Annotated in this window: 13 protein-coding genes; all 13 read left to right on the top strand. The window is 42.1% G+C overall.

Going from position 1 to position 18,433, the window contains the following annotated elements; genetic code table 11:
• Nucleotides 1-8: 8 nt before the first annotated feature.
• Nucleotides 9-1,523 carry a S1C family serine protease gene (locus M72_RS01775; RefSeq protein WP_055066943.1) on the top strand — a complete coding sequence of 505 codons (1,515 nt, stop codon included), beginning with the start codon at nt 9-11 and terminating at the stop codon, nt 1,521-1,523.
• A gap of 142 nt (nt 1,524-1,665) precedes the next feature.
• Nucleotides 1,666-2,058, top strand: coding sequence for a GtrA family protein (locus M72_RS01770; RefSeq protein ID WP_226947350.1), 393 nt, complete (start codon nt 1,666-1,668; stop codon nt 2,056-2,058).
• 27 nt (nt 2,059-2,085) lie between these two features.
• Nucleotides 2,086-3,018, top strand: a complete 933-nt coding sequence (gene arcC / locus M72_RS01765; RefSeq protein WP_055066942.1) for a carbamate kinase — start codon at nt 2,086-2,088, stop codon at nt 3,016-3,018.
• Nucleotides 3,019-3,041: 23 nt separating this feature from the next.
• Entirely contained in the window at nt 3,042-3,503 is a 462-nt protein-coding gene (locus M72_RS01760) for an S-ribosylhomocysteine lyase (RefSeq protein WP_055066941.1), read from the top strand.
• Between the two features lie 25 nt (nt 3,504-3,528).
• Nucleotides 3,529-4,227, top strand: a complete 699-nt coding sequence (locus tag M72_RS01755) for a 5'-methylthioadenosine/adenosylhomocysteine nucleosidase (protein ID WP_022045458.1) — start codon at nt 3,529-3,531, stop codon at nt 4,225-4,227.
• A 60-nt stretch (nt 4,228-4,287) separates the two neighbouring features.
• Nucleotides 4,288-5,118, top strand: coding sequence for a polysaccharide deacetylase family protein (locus tag M72_RS01750; RefSeq protein ID WP_055066940.1), 831 nt, complete (start codon nt 4,288-4,290; stop codon nt 5,116-5,118).
• 577 nt (nt 5,119-5,695) lie between these two features.
• On the top strand, nt 5,696-6,226 hold the full coding sequence (locus M72_RS01745) for an Ig-like domain-containing protein (protein WP_055066939.1): 531 nt from the start codon (nt 5,696-5,698) through the stop codon (nt 6,224-6,226).
• A 60-nt stretch (nt 6,227-6,286) separates the two neighbouring features.
• Nucleotides 6,287-6,538, top strand: coding sequence for a hypothetical protein (locus M72_RS01740; RefSeq protein ID WP_055066938.1), 252 nt, complete (start codon nt 6,287-6,289; stop codon nt 6,536-6,538).
• A gap of 46 nt (nt 6,539-6,584) precedes the next feature.
• Complete coding sequence (locus M72_RS01735) at nt 6,585-8,945, top strand: Ig-like domain-containing protein (RefSeq protein WP_055066937.1); 2,361 nt, start codon at nt 6,585-6,587, stop codon at nt 8,943-8,945.
• Nucleotides 8,946-9,158: 213 nt separating this feature from the next.
• Nucleotides 9,159-10,151 carry a hypothetical protein gene (locus M72_RS01730; RefSeq protein ID WP_055066936.1) on the top strand — a complete coding sequence of 331 codons (993 nt, stop codon included), beginning with the start codon at nt 9,159-9,161 and terminating at the stop codon, nt 10,149-10,151.
• Between the two features lie 380 nt (nt 10,152-10,531).
• Nucleotides 10,532-14,131 carry a glycosyl hydrolase 53 family protein gene (locus M72_RS01725; RefSeq protein WP_022045463.1) on the top strand — a complete coding sequence of 1,200 codons (3,600 nt, stop codon included), beginning with the start codon at nt 10,532-10,534 and terminating at the stop codon, nt 14,129-14,131.
• 130 nt (nt 14,132-14,261) lie between these two features.
• On the top strand, nt 14,262-14,405 hold the full coding sequence (locus M72_RS17025) for a hypothetical protein (RefSeq protein WP_022045464.1): 144 nt from the start codon (nt 14,262-14,264) through the stop codon (nt 14,403-14,405).
• Between the two features lie 215 nt (nt 14,406-14,620).
• Nucleotides 14,621-18,379 carry an efflux RND transporter permease subunit gene (locus tag M72_RS01720; RefSeq protein ID WP_055067125.1) on the top strand — a complete coding sequence of 1,253 codons (3,759 nt, stop codon included), beginning with the start codon at nt 14,621-14,623 and terminating at the stop codon, nt 18,377-18,379.
• The last annotated feature ends 54 nt before the right edge of the window (nt 18,380-18,433 follow it).

Genomic DNA, 18,433 nt, shown 5'->3' with positions numbered 1-18,433 from the left:
TTTTCATTATGGATAACAACTATTATAACAATATGGATCAAAATCAGAATACACAAAATAATCAGAATGGGTACAATCCGTACAACAGCAACAGTCAGGGACAGACATATCAGAATACATCATACAATGCGTACAATCCGTATCAGCAGCCGACCGGAGGTCCGGCACCCCGGAAACCGCGTCGCAGGTCCGGATTCGGAGCTACCATTGGTAAGTGTGCGGCAGTTGCTCTGGTCTTTGGTCTGGTAGCCGGAGGTGTATTTACCGGAGTCAGCTATGTAGGAACCAAAGCGCTGGGAGTTTCCGGACAGAATGTAAGCAGTTCAAAGAGTTCTTCTTCCGCAAAAGTCAGCCAGACGAGTACCGGCAATGCAGCGGATCTTTCCGATGTTTCCGCAATCGCAAAAGAGGCAATGCCGAGTATTGTGGCAATTACAAATACCGGAACAGTATCCTATCAGACATTCTGGGGGACACAGCAGCAGCAGAGTGAGAGTGCAGGGTCCGGTATTATTATCAAACAGGACAGTAAATATCTTTACATTGCAACAAACAACCACGTAGTCGCAGATGCCGATTCACTGAAAGTGCAGTTTGTGGATAACGAAACCGTAGAATGCAAGGTGCAGGGAACAGATGCTTCGGATGATCTGGCGGTAGTCAAAGTAGCATTGAGTGATATTAAGGATTCTACATTAAAAGAAATCAAGGTAGCTACGGTAAACGAGGACACCGATACCTTGGAAGTTGGTCAGGGCGTTATCGCCATCGGTAATGCACTTGGTTATGGACAGTCCGTTACCAACGGTATTATCAGTGCGTTAGGAAGAACCGTTACCGTGCAGGATGAACAGACCGGAGAGACCGTGGTCAATAACAACATGATCCAGACCAATGCAGCAATTAACCCTGGCAACAGCGGTGGTGCGCTGCTGAATGCAAGCGGAGAGGTTGTTGGTATCAACTCTGCAAAATATTCCGATACGAGTGTAGAAGGATTTGGTTATGCAATCCCGATGTCAGATGCCATGCCGATCGTTGAACAGCTGATTGAAAAAGGACAGGTAGATCAGTCAAAGGCTGCATTCCTCGGTATTCAGGGACAGGATATTTCCTCCAGTGTTGCCAGTGCTTATAACATGCCGCAGGGTGTATATGTATATCAGGTTGTTTCCGGATCACCGGCAGAAAAAGCAGGACTTCGTCAGGGCGATATTATTACAGAATTTGACGGTCAGACAATTACAGGTATGACGCAGCTGAAACAGCTGATCGCATCCCACAAATCAGGGGATGAAGTAAAAATGACAATGGAACGGCTGGGAAATGGCTACAAGGAAAAATCCATTACCGTGACACTTGCAGCACAGTCCGATTTTGTATCCGAGAGCAGTTCCGATAATTCCAATGATTCTCGGAACTCACAGGATTCCGGTAACTCCGGCAATTCCAGAAACTCGGAAAATTCCGATAATTCCGGCAACTCCGGTTTCTTCGATGGATTTGGTGGATCAAATAATTAATGACAAATTGCATAAGATGCGCTATAATAGATTGTCCGAACATAATTCGGGCAATCTATTTTGTATTTTAAAGCAACACTGCCTGTGGCAGCAGACAATGCTATGGGGTAGTTGCAGTTTTAGAAACAGGAGTCAGACAAAAATGAATAGGATAAAAGATTTGGTCATTCAGTTCTGTAAGTTTGGTGCGGTCGGTGGATTGTGCTTTGGCATTGATTATGGACTGATGATCTTTTTGACAGAGACACATATCATGCATTATTTTGCATCCAGTGCCGTGTCGTTTACCGTATCCGTTATTGTGAATTATATCCTGAGCATGCGTTTTGTTTTTATTGGAAAGGAAGACATGACGAAGGCACAGGAGATGGTTATTTTTGTGGCACTCAGTATGATCGGGCTTGTGATGAACCAGATGATCATGTGGTTTGCCGTAGAACATTTAGGAATGTTTTATGCAGTAGCAAAAATATTCTCCACCATGTTAGTTACTACGTATAATTTTATCTCCAGAAAAAGATTCCTGGAAGCATAAGCCGGGGTTGGAGAGTTAGGAGGATGTATGAAAAAGAAAAGAATTGTAATCGCATTGGGACATGAAGCTCTTGGAAGTACACTGCCGGAACAGCAGAAGGCAGCTGCGCGTACTGCAAAAGCAGTTGCGGATTTTATTCGCGAAGATTATCAGGTGGTTATTACACACAGCAATGGACCGCAGGTTGGCATGATCCATACGGCAATGAACGAATTCTGCCGTCTGTATCCGGAATATACAGCAACTCCGACTTCTGTCTGCTCTGCGATGAGTCAAGGATATATCGGATATGATCTGCAGAATGCCATCCGTACAGAGTTATTAAATCGTGGTATTTATAAAACAGTTTCCACTGTTTTGACACAGGTTGTCGTTGATCCGTATGATGAGGCATTTTATCATCCAGCCAAAGTGATCGGTCGTGTGATGACAAAAGAAGAAGCAGAGGAAGAAGAAAAGAAGGGGAATCATGTGACAGAGGTGGAAGGTGGATACCGCCGTATTGTGGCATCTCCAAAGCCAATGGATATCGTGGAAATTGATGCAATTTCCGCACTGTCCGATGCCGATCAGGTTGTCATTGCCTGTGGTGGAGGCGGAATCCCGGTTCTGGCACAGAACAACCGTCTGCAGGGAGCCAGTGCTGTCATTGAGAAGGATCTTGCAGCCGGAAAGCTTGCAGAACTTCTGGATGCTGATATGCTGGTGATCCTTACGAGTGTAGATAAGGTTTGCCTGAATTATGGCAAAGAAGACGAGGTAAAGCTGGATACCCTTTCTCTTGCCGATGCAAAGAAATATCTTGCGGCAGGAGAATTCGGAGAAGGAACCATGGCACCTAAGATTGAAGCTGCAATTGACTTCATTGGAGAGTCTGCGATCCGCTCTGTTCTTGTAACCAAATTAAATAAAGAAGCAGGAGAGATTACCGGTGGTATGGGAACTCTGATCAAGAAATAGTAGTTTTTTGCAGGAGGCACAAAATGAATCGAATTAAGAGTTTTACAATCAATCACAATCTTCTGATGCCGGGATTTTATATTTCCCGTGAAGATGGGGATGTGATTACCTATGATCTGCGTACGCGCAAGCCGAACGCAGGAGATTATATGGACAATGCAACCATGCATTCCCTGGAGCATATGTTTGCTACCTATATTCGCAATTCCGAGATGGGGAATGAAGTTGTCTATTTTGGACCGATGGGATGTCAGACCGGATTTTATCTGCTGGTTCGTAACAGCAGAAGTCCCAAAGAAGTGTTTGCCATGACAAAAGAGGTTTTGAGACAGATTTATGATCATAAAGGAGAGGTATTCGGTAAGTCTGCAATTGAGTGCGGACATTATGAAAATTTATCTCTCGCAGCGGCAAAGGCAGAAGCGGCAACCTATCTTGCTGTGCTGGAAGAACAGACAAATATGGATTTTACATATCCAGAATAAAACAGATTGCAGGAGGAAAAGATACATGAGAATCGGAGTAATTGGTGCGATGCAGATTGAGGTGGATAACCTGAAAGCATCCATGAGCGATATCAGCACGAAGGAATACAGTGGCGTTACCTATGTGTGCGGAACCATTGGAGATAAGGAAGTGGTTGCAGCAGTGTGTGGAATCGGCAAGGTGTTTGCCGCGATCTGTGCGGAGGCAATGATTCTGGAGTTTCATGTGGATTATGTGATCAATATCGGTGTGGGTGGTACGCTTTGCAAAGAACTTGGCGTAATGGATGTTGCTGTGGCAGATAAGGTAGTGCAGCACGATATGAATACGACACCTCTGGGAGATCCGGTTGGACTTCTTTCCGGTATCAACGAAGTGTATCTGCCGACAGATGAAAAAATGTGCAGACTGCTGGGCAGCTGCCTGGCAGAAAAAGGAATTCACTATCATGTCGGAACGATTGCCACAGGGGATCTGTTTGTCAGCACACCGGAGCAGAAGACAAAGATTCATGAGCGGTTTGATGCGATTGCCTGTGAGATGGAAGGCGGATCTATCGGACATGTCTGTTATGTAAATAAAGTTCCGTTTGCAATTTTACGTTCCATTTCGGATGGAGAGGGTGCTTCTATGGATTATGCAACATTTGCAGAGAAAGCAGCACTGCAGTCAATTCTTGTGGTGATTGATTTCATTCAGAGAGCGGATGAGCTGCAGGCATAAATTGCGTCTAAATTTTTGGAATGGTACATATACTCTACAAAGACATTTGATGGAGTTATTATGTTCAAAAAAATACATCGTGAATTAAAAAAAGAGTCATGCAGGAAGATCGGAAACGGTTTTCTTGTCATGGCTCTTATTTGCTGTCTGATGTTTGTCTCGTATCAGGCGACATCTGCAGTGATTACAAGTGCTAAGGTCGGGGATCGTGAACTTCCGATTTACTGTGTAGACACAACAGAAAAGAAAGTAGCACTCAGCTTCGATGCTGCATGGGGAGCAGAAGATTTTCCGCGTATCATGGATGTTTTGGATAAACATAAAGTAAAGGTGACATTTTTTATGACCGGAGGCTGGGTAGAAGATAACCCGGATTGTGTGAAAGAGCTGGTAAAAAGAGGGCATGATCTGGGAAACCACAGTGAGCATCATTATGACATGACGACAATTTCCCAGGAGGAAAAAGACAGTGAATTAAAAACTGTGCATGATAAAGTAAAAAAACTGACCGGATATGAGATGTATCTGTTTCGGCCGCCTTATGGGGCTTACGACAATGATGTGATCAAGACGGCGTACGCCATGCATTATTATCCGATTCAGTGGTCAGTGGATAGTCTGGATTGGAAGAATTATGGTGTGGATTCTATTATCACGACGGTTTGCAACCATAAAGCACTTGCACCGGGAGCCATTATCCTCTGTCACAATGGAGCAAAGTATACAGCGGATGCATTGGATGCCATGCTGACCAATTTAGAGGAACAGGGTTACAAGATTGTGCCCATCTCGAAGCTGATCATGAAGAAAAATTATCATATGGATGCGACAGGAAAACAGATTGCGGATGATGCCGAAAAACAAAAGACGACGGAGGCGGTAATACATTGAGTTGTGTATTTCCCGGATTTTTGGTTATTGAAACCAACAGATATACGGATTTCCCTTTGCGAAACATTTCTGTTCTATATAAAAACCTGATGAAAGAACCCAATGGGATATATAAAGGATAAAGGGCAAAAAATATCCCGGTGAATAAGGAAAGTGGGACATATAGACAGGAGAGTGACAAAAATGTCCTGCTGTGGCAGCGGTATGGGACATATAGACAAAACGATAACAAAAAAGTCCTTCTGAAACAGTCAAATGGGACATATAGACGTAAAGGTGATAAAAAAGTCCTATTATGACATTTACAAGGGACATAACAAACAGTTTTTTTCGTATATGTCCTGACTGACGAGAAAATGGGGATATAATATAAAAATTTTCCTCTATATGTCCTGTTTTTTCATGAAACTCATATTCTAGAAGCCAGAGAAGGGATTATGGGCAGAAAATATCAGAGAACGTAACGATACATAATATTTGCTTCTGGATAAAAACGAATTTCACATTGACATATCTTTTCGGGGGGAGGTAGAATCAATATGTAAAAAATATTATTTAAAATAAGGAGGAAATGATTATGAACAAGCTGAAAAAAGCGGTGGTAATGGTTTTAGCATTGGCAATGGTTTTAACATGTGCCATGGTAACACCGGTGCAGGCTGCGGGAAAACTGAACAAGAAATCGGTTTCTATTTATGAAACAGAGACAGTTTCACTGACTGTGAAAGGAGTAAAATCCGTAACCTGGAAAACTTCCAATAAGAAGATTGCCACTGTTGATAAAAAGGGACTGGTAAAAGGCGTAAAGAAAGGCACCTGTACTGTTACAGCAAAGGATACAAAGACAAAAGCTGCATATTCATGTAAAGTTACCGTAAAAGCAGCAAAATCACTTGGAATTGCAGCAAAGGATATTAGTGTATTCACTGGTGGAGAAACTATTTCTTATCCGGGAGAGGAAATCAAGGGCGCAACTTATGTACTGGATGGAAAGAAACTCGGGAAAAAGGATTACAGTACATGGACAGATAAGGATGGAGAGCGTGTAGTTTCTTATGTTACACTTACAAAGAAACTTACAGATGGAAAACATACCTTTGCCATCTAGAAAAAAGGTTATAAGACAGTAACAAAATCCTTCAAATTTACAGCATTAAAGGTTGATGGAATGTTTCCGGACGGAGAAGAGCCTTGGGTATCTGACGGAACCCTGTACGTTATCTGTACACCAAAGCTGGATGGAAAAGATTTTGTGATTAAAGTAGATGGTACAGAAGTAAAACCTAAGGATGCTTTCTTAAATGGAGATGGTGTATTTGTTATCTGGGTGGATGCTACAGGACTTTCCGCAGGAGAGCATAAGGTGAGCGTTACCGCAGAAGGAATTCCGGATGGAGAAGCTTCATTTACAGTAAAATAATATATCTGAATTTCAAAGGATATGAATCATTGTCAGGAGGATGACTATGAAACAAATGAAAAAACTGCTTGCATTTGTACTGGCATTTGCGATGATCATCACGATCTATCAGCCATCAGTGGCATATGCAGCAACCAAAAAACCAAGATTAAATGCAAAGACAATGACACTTCAGGTGGGACAGAAAAAGACCCTGAAAGTAAAGAATGCAGGGAAAAAGGCCAAATTGAAGTGGTCCAGCAATAAGAAATCCATTGCAACCGTTTCCAAAAAGGGAGTGGTAAAGGCAGTAAAAGCTGGAAATGCTGTTGTTACCTGTAAGGTGACAACAAAAAATGGAAAGACAACCAAGCTGACTTGCAAGGTTGCGGTTAAGAAAACAGCAAAAGTTACCAGCTTGACCGTTGGTTCTCAGAGCGAACTGGAAAAGGCTCTGAAAAATAAAAACGTCAGAAAGATCACGGTTGCAACGCAGGGAGCCGTTACATTTACGGTACCACAGGGCAATTACAGCAAAGTGGATCTGGTGATCAACGCGCCGAATGCGGATGTTGTGAATAACGGAAAATTCAAGTCTATTGATATTCAGGCAATCAAGCCGAATACTTACCGCGAGAATGCGAAGGGAAATTCAATTAAAATTACTGCCGTAGATGCAAGAATTATTGTTGAAGCGGGTGCATCTTTGGCAAAAGTTTCCGTAACACAGGAAGGTGGAAAAATTAAAATTGAAGCATCAGGAACAATTGATGCAGTAGAAATTTCTGCACCGGTTATTGTTGATCTTGCTGTAGATGGAAAAATTGGAGAAGTAAATGTTAAAGCGGCTGCAGTACTTTCTGTAGAAGGAAAAACCACAACTGCAGTACCAATTAAGGTTAGTGAAAAGGCTGCAGGAGCAAGTGTTGTGTCCAGTACACCGGTAGATGTAAAAGCTGCCGCAGATATTTCTCTTACGCTTTCAAAGGGAGCAGAAGGAAGTAAAGTTGCAGCAACTGGAGAAAAGACAGAAGTTGCAGTAAAAAATGATACAGCTACGGCAGTTAAAGTAGAAACACCATCTGGGACACAGGAAGTGGCTACAGGTACATCGTCCAAGGTAAATTCAGATGGAAAGAATACCGAAACGACAACTACCAATCCTGGATACACCTATACTTCGCCAGATCCGTTGAAACTAACTAATATTATGGTTCGTTCTTCACAAAAGATTGCAGCATATTTTAATCAGACAGTTCCGGCAGAAATTGCGTCAGAGGCAGTGACGGTTACAGATGCAGCCGGGAATAAGGTGAACATAGATAAGATATACAGACATCAGCAGGACACACAGGCATATTATATGGAATTTTCAGAAAAATTGCAGACAGGGGAATATACAATAACAATAAGTATATCCGGCATAAAGTTTGTAAAGAAATTCACATATGATGGTTCTGTCTGGGCATCTTTGGATGCAGCAAAGAAAATTGTGCAGGCAGAAATGGAAAAGACACATATAGCTTCGGTATCGGGACTAAAGAGTGCGGAAATTTGCAGACATGCATTCGAAGAAGATTTAAAACAGGAACTGAGTAAAGATACAGAGGCTTGTAAGATTGAAAGATGGAGTGTGCAGACCCGTCCTTTCAAGTATGAGGAAGAATATCCAGATGAAACAGTAGAAAAAGACCATGCGATGGTAAGCATCTGGGTAGGAATTTATAAGGGCGATGCAAATTATATGATGAATGATTTTGTAGATTTTGCCTGTACAGGAGATGCAATTACAGTATCAGAGCCTACTATAGTAAAACAGTTAAAGGAGTCAATTGTTGTTTCTTATGAAACGGGATATGAATATGCTTGTGTCACAAGTGGTACAGCAATTTCTGATGTTCCGGAAGAAAAATGGGACGGTTACGCAGGCAGACTTGGAAATTATGAAATCAAAAATCTTACAAATAATACAGAGTATGTTTTATACAAACGTCTCAAAGGCTGCTCTGAAATGTATGCGCAGACAACGTTTTCTTTAGATAAAAATGCCGATGAATTTGAAATAATATTGAAAGAACCGGATCAGACAACAATTAATTTGGAAACTGTAACATCCGGAAGTGCAATTGCGGTAGATTTTGGAAAAGGAATGTTGAAATATACGTATGGAACAGTGCCGGACGAGTTACAGGAAATTGGTTCTATTTCCTTTGAAAATCTGAAAATTCAACAAAATGGTTACGATTGGAACAGAGTAAGTCAGGAAACCGGCTGGGGCATTGTAGATATTCATTGGAATGATGAACTGTTTCATGAAGGAAGTAATACAGTAAAATTTGAAATATCGTTTGGTTATGCAAAAAATGATGGAACTATCGTAAAACAATCAAAGTCGGTTGAAATTACGGTGAATTTTACAGTACAATAAAAAGAATTTAGCATTAAATGAAGAGGGGCTGTCGTATGAACTTTAGTTTGTATGACAGCTTCATTTAGTTTATCAAGATCGACCATAAATATGGAAATATGGATTTATAAAAATTTAATTTGCTATCAGAATCAATATCTTTTACAATAAAATCACATACGTTCTTTTGGGGAGATTTTTTGACGGGGATTTTTATGTAAGAGGAGGTTTTATTTGAATACAGAGATAAAGAATGCCATACAGGCAGCTGATAGTGAGGCACAGTATGATGAAAGCGCAAAGCGTCTGTTAGCACAAAAGTATGTATTGGCTCACATTTTAGTTAGAACAGTGGAAGAATTTCAAGGGATGGAAATCGAAAAAGTAGCTTCCCTGATAGAAGGAGATCCATATATCAGCAAAGTACCGGTTGCGTCTGGACTGACCAATAAGGACAGGAATGTGGAGGGGAAAAGGATTGTAGGACTAAATACAGAAACCGGAGAAAAAAATGAAGGACTGGTTCGTTTTGACATTATTTTTTATGTGCGAATGAGAAACGGGTTGGCACAGATGATTATCAATGTGGAAGCACAAAAAGATGAACCCGGTTCCTATCAGATTTTAAACCGCGCTATTTTTTATGTAAGCAGACTGATTTCTTCACAGAAGGAACGGGATTTTGTAAAATCAAATTATAATGATATAAAGACAGTCTATAGTATATGGGTTTGCATGAATATGCCGGAAAACAGTATGTGTCATATTTATTTAACAAAAGAAGATTTACTCGGAAAGCATAATTGGAAAGGAAATTTGAATCTGGTAAATATCGTTATGATCGGCTTGACGAATGCGCTTCCGGAGAGTCATAATGAATATGGGCTGCATAGACTGTTATGTGCCATGTTTTCTAATGAATTATCACAACAGCAAAAAATGAAAATTATGGAACAGGAATATCATATTCCAATGGAAGAAAGTTTTAAGGAGGAAGTGAGTATTATGTGTAATTTGAGTCAGGGCATTAAAGAAGCCGGAATTGCCGAGGGACGAGAAGCCGGAATTGCCGAGGGGCGAGAAGCTGGAATTGTCGAGGGCAAGCAAAGAGAAATTGAAAAAGTAGTTTTAAATATGCATAAGAAAGGGTACTCATTAGAACAGATTATGGATGCAACGGAATTGGAAGAGATTGAATTAAAATCCATGATAAAAAAATTGAAATAAAGCATCCTATAGGCATTGGTAAAAGTGTTTACGATGGTCGGAAAAATTATAGGCAAATACCTTGTAAAAATAAGCAGAAAACAAAATAAATAATAAAAATACAGGTATAAATGCATAAAATATCAAAAAAGGCGCAGAGATTTACGATACTGCACCTTTTTTGCGTTGTGCAAAATCTCTTTCATACAACGGAAATGTATGTGAAAAGTGTATAAAATGCATAAGAAAAACTTGGGATTCCCGTCAATTGAATAAACGGTTGCGCAAGTGGTATAGTGGACATATCAACAAAACAAACGGTTGCGCAACACGATAGGTCTGGTGATAAGGGAGAGGATATCAGAACTATCGTGTTTGTGTCCAAAGAGGGAGGATCGTGTATGAAAGAGAAAAAACATTGGAACAGGAGAGTGCTCAGTTTTTTTCTGGCACTTGCTATGGTGATTACACAGCTTGGGGTGTGGAATGCCGGAAAGGAGAGCGTACAGGCAGCGGAGAATAGCAGTTTCACATTGTATTATTACAATGAAAGCAAGGAGCCGTTGTATGTGAATATATGGAGTTGGGCTGGAATTTCATTTGCAGAAGATGTAGAAGTGACTTCTGAATTTGGATGGAATCATGATCTTGCCGTTATGAAAGCCGTTGATGGAAATGAAAACTGGTATAGTGTAACTATTAAAATTTTGGATGCAGAGGCAGATGATGGATTTACCATTTATCAGAATGGAACAGGAGATGACAATATACTGGTACAATATGACAGTCAGTATAATAACCAAAGCGATTATGCGAATTTTGTTTCCGGAACGGAGAGCGCTTATGCAGTAAAAGATGAAACCGTATATACAAATCTGTCAGAAGCTGGATTGAATATGGAAGATCAGGCAGATGATGATGACAATTCCACTGAATACAATCTGCAGATCACAGCAGATAACACTACAGTAGAAGCAGGTGATACAGTTAGTCTGACAGCCGTACTGAAAAAGGGACAGACCGAAATCACCGATTTAGAAGCAGCAGGGCTGCATCTGTACTGGTGGAATAATACAACAAACAGTTCCAATGAGTTTATAGATTATGAAAACAGTGGTTATTCCCTGACTTTGCAGACAACTTTAGGAACGCTTGGAACCAACGAAATTCAGGCAGAACTTCAGGACGCAGAGTGGAAGGATATTGTGAAAAAGAAAATAGAAATTACAGTGAACGAGGCATCCAACAGTGTAAAAGATGCACCGATCAATGTAACAAAAGTAAACAATTTGTCTTCTGATTTTATCATGGGAATGGATATCTCCTCCATGATCTCTGAATTACAGAGCGGTGTGGTATACCGTGACTATGACGGAAACGAACTGAAAACACTTGATGATATCTGCAGGTTTATCAAAGAGCAGGGCATCAATCACATTCGTGTCCGTGTATGGAATAACCCGTATGATGCCAATGGCAACGGCTATGGCGGAGGAAACAATGATGTGGCAAAAGCAAAGGAGTTTGCAGATGCATGCCGCAATGCCGGACTGAAAATGTTAGTTGATTTCCACTGTTCCGATCTGTGGACAGATCCGGGCAAGCAGCAGGAACCGAAAGCATGGAAAGGTTACACCCTTGAACAGAAAAAAGAGGCATTAAATACTTATATCACAGAATCCTTAAATACCATTGATCCGTCAAAAGATGTTGTGGATATGGTGCAGGTTGGTAATGAGACAACGGGCGGATTTATCGGTGAGACAAATGTCAGCAATATGTGTGTATTATTTTCAGCGGGCGCAACCGGTGTAGAAATGTATAATCCGGATGTCAAAGTCGTCATCCATGTGGAAAGCCCACATAAAGGAACCATGGTAACATGGGCAAAAAATCTGCAGGACAACAATGTTGATTATGATATTCTTGCCACCAGTTATTATCCATACTGGCATGGAACATTAGATAACTTAAAACAGCAGTTTGAGACGGTAAAGAATACATATTGTAAAGATGTGATGGTTGCGGAAACCAGTTATGCTTATACGTTAGAAGACAGTGACGGACATGCCAATACAGTGCGTGTTGGAAATAATGATAACGGAGCTGACACAACGGAGCCGTTTACCGAGCAGGGACAGGCAACTGCAATCCGCAATCTGATCAATACGGTAAACGAAGCAGGAGGACTTGGGGTATATTACTGGGAGCCGGCATGGCTGACCGTTGGAAATACCAAAGGACTTACCGGAGATGCATACAATGCACAGGTAAAGGAAAATCAGGAAAAGTGGGAAAAATACGGAAGCGGATGGGCTTCAAGCTATGCCAACGAATATGATTCGAAAGATGCAGGCAAATGGTATGGCGGTTCTGCAGTTGACAATGAAGCCATGTTTTATCCGGATGGCACGGCAACTCCTGCACTTCATGTATGGAATTATGTAAAAACAGGGGCTGTTTCGAATCTGGTAAGTGTAGAAGGATTTGATTCTGCACTGACACAGACGATTACTGCAGGCAGTGATTTTACACTTCCGGATTCCGTGGAAGTTACGTATTCCGATAGCAAAACACCGGTAGAAGAGGCGGTTACCTGGGATGAAGCATCTGTAAAAAAGGCGGATATGTCAAAGCCCGGAACTTATCAGATTTCCGGTACAGTTTCTTTGAGCAAAGAAATTACAAGAGGTGCTTATAAAGGAAAAACCAGTGTAGATGTTACACTTACTTTACAGGTAAAATATGCAAATCTGATTACAAATAAAGAAGCGGTTGAATTTGACAGTGGAGAATACTTTACCGTAGACGGAGCCACGTTTAAGGGAATTCCTTCCGCAGAGAATGCAAAGAGCGGAAAAAACAGTATGGGCTGGTACGGAGCATCCGCAGCAAATGGTTCTGTTACATATAAGAAAGCAATTACGCTGGAAAAAGGAACCTATACATTGGAAGCATATGCCCAGGGGGCACAGTCAGATGTAACCATGCAGATATTAAACGCAGAAGATGACAGTGTATTATTTACCGGCGAAGCCACAGCAATGACCGCATGGGGAGACTGGCATACACCGAAGGTAACTTTTACACTGGATAAGACAAAGAGCGTAAAACTTCGTGTATGTGTAGAACATGAGGATGGCGGATGGGGAGCAGTGGATGTGCTGTATCTGCATAAGGATGCATCATCTTCGGAAGGAAAGGATGATACAAATACTTCCGGCAGCTCATCCTCTGGTGGCTCATCCTCCGGCAGCGCTGCAACCGTCACTCCATCTGATGATACGAAGAAGGATGACAAGCCAGAGCAGACAACCGAATCAAAGAACGTAACGGCAACGACTGCTTCCGGGGAGAAAGCAGAAGTAACGGTTATCGTGACAAAAGATACGGCTGGAAAAGTAACGGAAGCAAGTGCAGAAGTGACAGGTACCAAGGCAGAGATTTCTGCAGATATGGTGAGCAGGATCGTGGAAGCTGCCGGAACAGACCATGTGGCAATTACTGCAAATGTTACCGATAAAGAAGGAAATATCAGATATACAGTAACCGCAGATGCAAAAGACTTAACTGCAGGAAACAAACTGAGTGTCGTTGTTGTGGATAAGAAAACCGGAGCGTATAAACTGGTGAATGCAAAGACGTATACCGTTGGAAAAGATGGCACATTACATGTGAATCTTGCCGCAGGTTCGGATTATCGGATGCTTTCTGCAGCAGAAATAAAAAATGTGGAAAAAGCGGTTTTAAAAACGGTCGCCGTAAAAAAGACGACAGCTTCCATCAAAGCGGGAAAGAATACAAAGATACAGTTAAGCAGTAAGCTTGATCTAGATAATGTAAAAAAGATTACATATACATCTGGTAAAAAGTCTGTTGCAGCAGTAGATAAAAACGGAAAGATTACAGCAAAGAAGAAGGGAACCGTCACGATCAAAGCAAAAGTAACACTGAAGAACGGAAAGACAAAGACAGTTTCCATGAAAATTAAAGTAAAATAACATTGTGAGGACAGTGGTTCTGTGATAAAATAAAAAAAAGAAATTGTATTCTTTGAGACTTATCCGGGTATCTTAAAGGATAAGACAGGTGAAAAGGATTTGGGGATTAATTACAAAAGGAGATGGAATCATGTCAGCAACGGGGTTATTTATTTTTCTGATTGCGATTATCGGGATTGCGGTACTTGGGGCGTTGATCGCAGTGATTGCAGCAGTATCCGGGGCATCTGCAGCTATTTCGGATGAAGAGGATGGACTGGAGGAGAACGCATAAAGTAGTCAGAAAATAACGGACAAAGTACAGGAAAGAAAGACATTCGGAAGCGGATGTCTTTTTTGTTTCTAAAAAGAAAATAAAGCTTTCGGAAATCCTCTTGTAAAAAAGAACCGATTATCGGTATAATGAAAAAAAAGCAGGCGCTGGGAACTGTGTTCCACTTCCAATGTGTCTGCTTTATTCAGCAGAAGAAAAATTTACAGGAGGAAAACATGATTTCAAAGTACAGTGTGAAACGTCCTTATACCGTGCTTGTGGCAGTCGTGCTGGTCATCGTGCTTGGTGCGGTCTCGTTGTCAAAAATGACGACAGATCTGCTTCCGGATATGAGTTTTCAGTATGCGCTGGTTATCACAACCGATATGGGAGCAAGTCCGGAACAGGTGGAAAGTGATGTGACATCACCGATTGAATCGGCGATGGCAACAACGTCCAACATTAAAAATATCAGTTCTGTTTCCTATAACAGTTATTCCATCGTAACACTGGAATATGAGCAGAATGCGAATATGGATTCGGTGGTGATCGAAATTCAGCAGAGTCTTGATCAGGTATCCGGGCAATGGGATGATTCCATTGGAACACCTATAATTATGAAAGTCAATCCGGACATGATGCCGGTGCTGGCTGCAGCGGTGGATAAGGATGGCATGGATGCGAACGCATTTTCCGATTATGTGAAGAATGATCTTGCGCCGGCACTTGAAAGTCTGGAAGGAGTGGCTTCTGTCACTACGACCGGGCAGCTGGAAGAAAGCGTAGATGTAACACTCAATCAGGACAAGATAGACGCATTAAATAAAAAGATTCAGAAGAAGATCGATGAACAGTTTGAAAAGTCCCAGAAAAAAATTGATGCGGGGAAAAAGAAAGTAGAGAGTGGAAAGTCTTCCATCAGTCAGGGATCGGAGCAGCTAAACAGCGCGATTAATCAGACGATGGATCAGCAGAAGAAGCTCTACAAGACGGAACAGGATCTGAAAAAACAACTCGCAGAGTTAAAAAAACAGAAAGCTTCTTTGGAACAGATCCAGACCGGTATTCAGACCTTTATGAAGTCGGATGCCTATACCGGAATCGTGACGGTATTAAAAGATAACCCGCAGCTTGCAGAGAGCAGTGAGATGCAGACACAGATCAAACAGGTTAATGCGGTTGTGAAAAAGCAGTTTTCAGCGTTGTCCTCGCTTGGAATCACAGTAAATACCTATGAGGATCTCCCGGCGGCATCCGCAGAAGTGGGAAAACTCCTGACCGAAGTCAATACAGGAATGAAAACCATTGAACGTGCACAGCAGAAGGTAGAGAGCGGAAAAGTCAGCCTGGCCTCGGCTTTAGATACGCTGAATGCCAATGCATCCATGACGGCACTTCAGGTCAGTGCTTCTTCTACCGAACTGGCCAATGCAGCCTCCTCCTTGGAGAGCGCACAGAGTAAACTGGATGAAGCCAAAGATACGGCACATGATTCCGCAGATCTGAATAAAGTGCTGAGCAAGGATACCATCACAAGCCTGCTTGCCGCGCAGAATTTTGATATGCCGGCGGGATATGCCATGGACGGGGATACCCAGTATCTGATCCGCGTGGGAGATGCCGTGCAGGATGTCGATGAATTAAAAGATCTGCCGCTTGTGGATATGGGAATCGACGGAATCGATACGATCCGTCTTTCGGACGTGGCAGAAGTCAAAGTGACGGATAATTCCGATGAGACGTATGCCGTGATTAATGGCAATCCTGGCATTATGCTTTCGATGGAAAAACAGACCGGATATTCTACCGGAGAAGTTACGAATCGTATCCTGGATAAATTTAAAGCGTTAGAAAAAGAAGATTCCAAGCTCCACCTGAATGTATTGATGAATCAGGGCGTATACATTGACATGATTGTAAACTCTGTAATGCAGAATATGATCTGGGGGGCAATCCTTGCTATTTTGGTATTGCTGCTGTTCCTGAAAGATATCAAACCGACAATCGTGATTGCATGTTCCATACCGCTTTCCGTTGTCGCTGCAATCGTGCTGATGTACTTTACCGGAATTACCTTAAATATTATTTCCATGTCCGGACTGATGCTTGGTATTGGTATGCTTGTGGACAACTCAATTGTTGTCATTGAAAATATTTATCGTCTGCGCGCAGAAGGCTATTCCATCCGGAAAGCAGCGGTAGAAGGATCAAAACAGGTGACGGGGGCGATCATTGCGTCAACGCTTACCACGATCAGCGTCTATGCGCCGATTATTTTTACAGAGGGAATTACCCGGCAGCTGTTTGTGGATCTTGCCCTGACGATTGCATATACCCTGGTAGCGAGTCTGGTCGTGGCATTGACGTTTGTCCCGGCGATGGCTTCTGTTACACTCAGAAAAACAAAAGATATCCGTCATCCGTGGTTCGATGCCGTCCGGGAATGGTATGGCAGAGTGCTGGAGTGGTGTCTGCGTTTCAAACCACTGGTACTGATTATTGCGGTGGTTCTTCTGATCGCAAGTGCAGCACTGTCACTTTCACAAGGCTTAAACTTTATGGATATGGATATGGAGACAAATCAGCTTTCCGTCACGATTTCTGCAAAAGAGGGTGAGAAACTGACCTTTGAGGAATTAACACAGGCATCGGATGATGTGATTCAGAGAATCTCAAAAATCAAAGGAATCAAGACGGTCGGAGCGATGGCTGGTGGAGATTCCACGATGAATCTGATGGGTGGAGGAAATGACAGCGTCAGCATGTATATCCTGCTGGATGAGGACTCCAAAGTCAAAGCATCGGATGTGGAAGAAAAAATTGTCAGCAGGACGAAAGATCTGGACTGCAAAGTAGAAACCAACAGTTCTTCCATGGATTACAGCAGTTATTTCGGCAGCGGTCTTTCCGTCAGAATTAAAGGAAATGATATTGATACGCTGCAGAAGCTTGCCAAAGAAGTGGCAGATGTGATGAAGCAGACAAAGGGAACCGTGGATGTGGACGATGGTCTGGAAGATATGGAACCACAGCTTACCATTTCCGTGGATAAAGAAAAAGCTGCGGAATACGGATACACGGTTGCACAGGTATATCAGCTTGTCAGTGCGAAGATGGCAGACAGCAAGAGCGCAACCACGATTTCCACAGACATCAAAGATTATAAAGTCTATGTGCAGACACAGGAACAGACGGATACGAAACTGGACGATATCAGACAGATGACATTTACCCACACAGACAAAGACGGAAAAGAAAAAGAGATTCCTCTTACGAAAATCTGTGAGATGAAAGATACGACAACACTCAGCACCATGAAACGGGATGCACAGACACGTTATATTACGGTATCCTGTGGTGTGGATGAAGATCACAATGTCACACTGCTTGGCAATAAAATTCAAAAGAGTATGGATAAGCTGAATGTGCCGGAAGGCTATCATATCGAAATGACCGGAGAGGACGAGACAATCAGTGATTCCATGAGCCAGCTGGTTCTGATGATGATACTGGCAGTTATCTTTATTTATCTGATCATGGTGGTACAGTTCCAGTCACTCGTTTCTCCGTTTATCATTATGTTCTCGATTCCGCTTGCCTTCACCGGAGGATTTATTGCTCTGCTTCTGACAGGGCAGGAAGTCAATGTCCTTGCAATGCTTGGATTTATCATGCTGGCAGGTCTTATTGTAAACAACGGTATTGTACTGATTGATTATATCAATCAGGCAAGAAAAGCGGGTGTTTCTAAGCATGAGGCGATTATTTCATCCGGAAAGACCCGGGTGCGTCCGATTCTGATGACGGTACTGACTACGGTTCTTGCAATGCTGACTACGGCTCTTGGAATCGGTGACGGTTCCGACATGATGCGTCCGATGGCAATCACACTGATTGGAGGACTGGTTTATGGTACCGTTCTGACGCTGATTGTCATTCCATGTATCTACGATATGTTCCATCGGGAAAAGAACATGGTAGAAGAGGAATTATAGTGAATTTCACAGAAATCTTCTTGACAAAAAAGAGAGCCGCAAGTAAGATTAAAT

The sequence above is a fragment of the Roseburia faecis genome (assembly GCF_001406815.1).
Classification (GTDB): domain Bacteria; phylum Bacillota; class Clostridia; order Lachnospirales; family Lachnospiraceae; genus Roseburia; species Roseburia faecis.
Note: the sequence above shows the minus strand (reverse complement) of the source record. Positions and strands in the feature narration are given on the sequence as shown.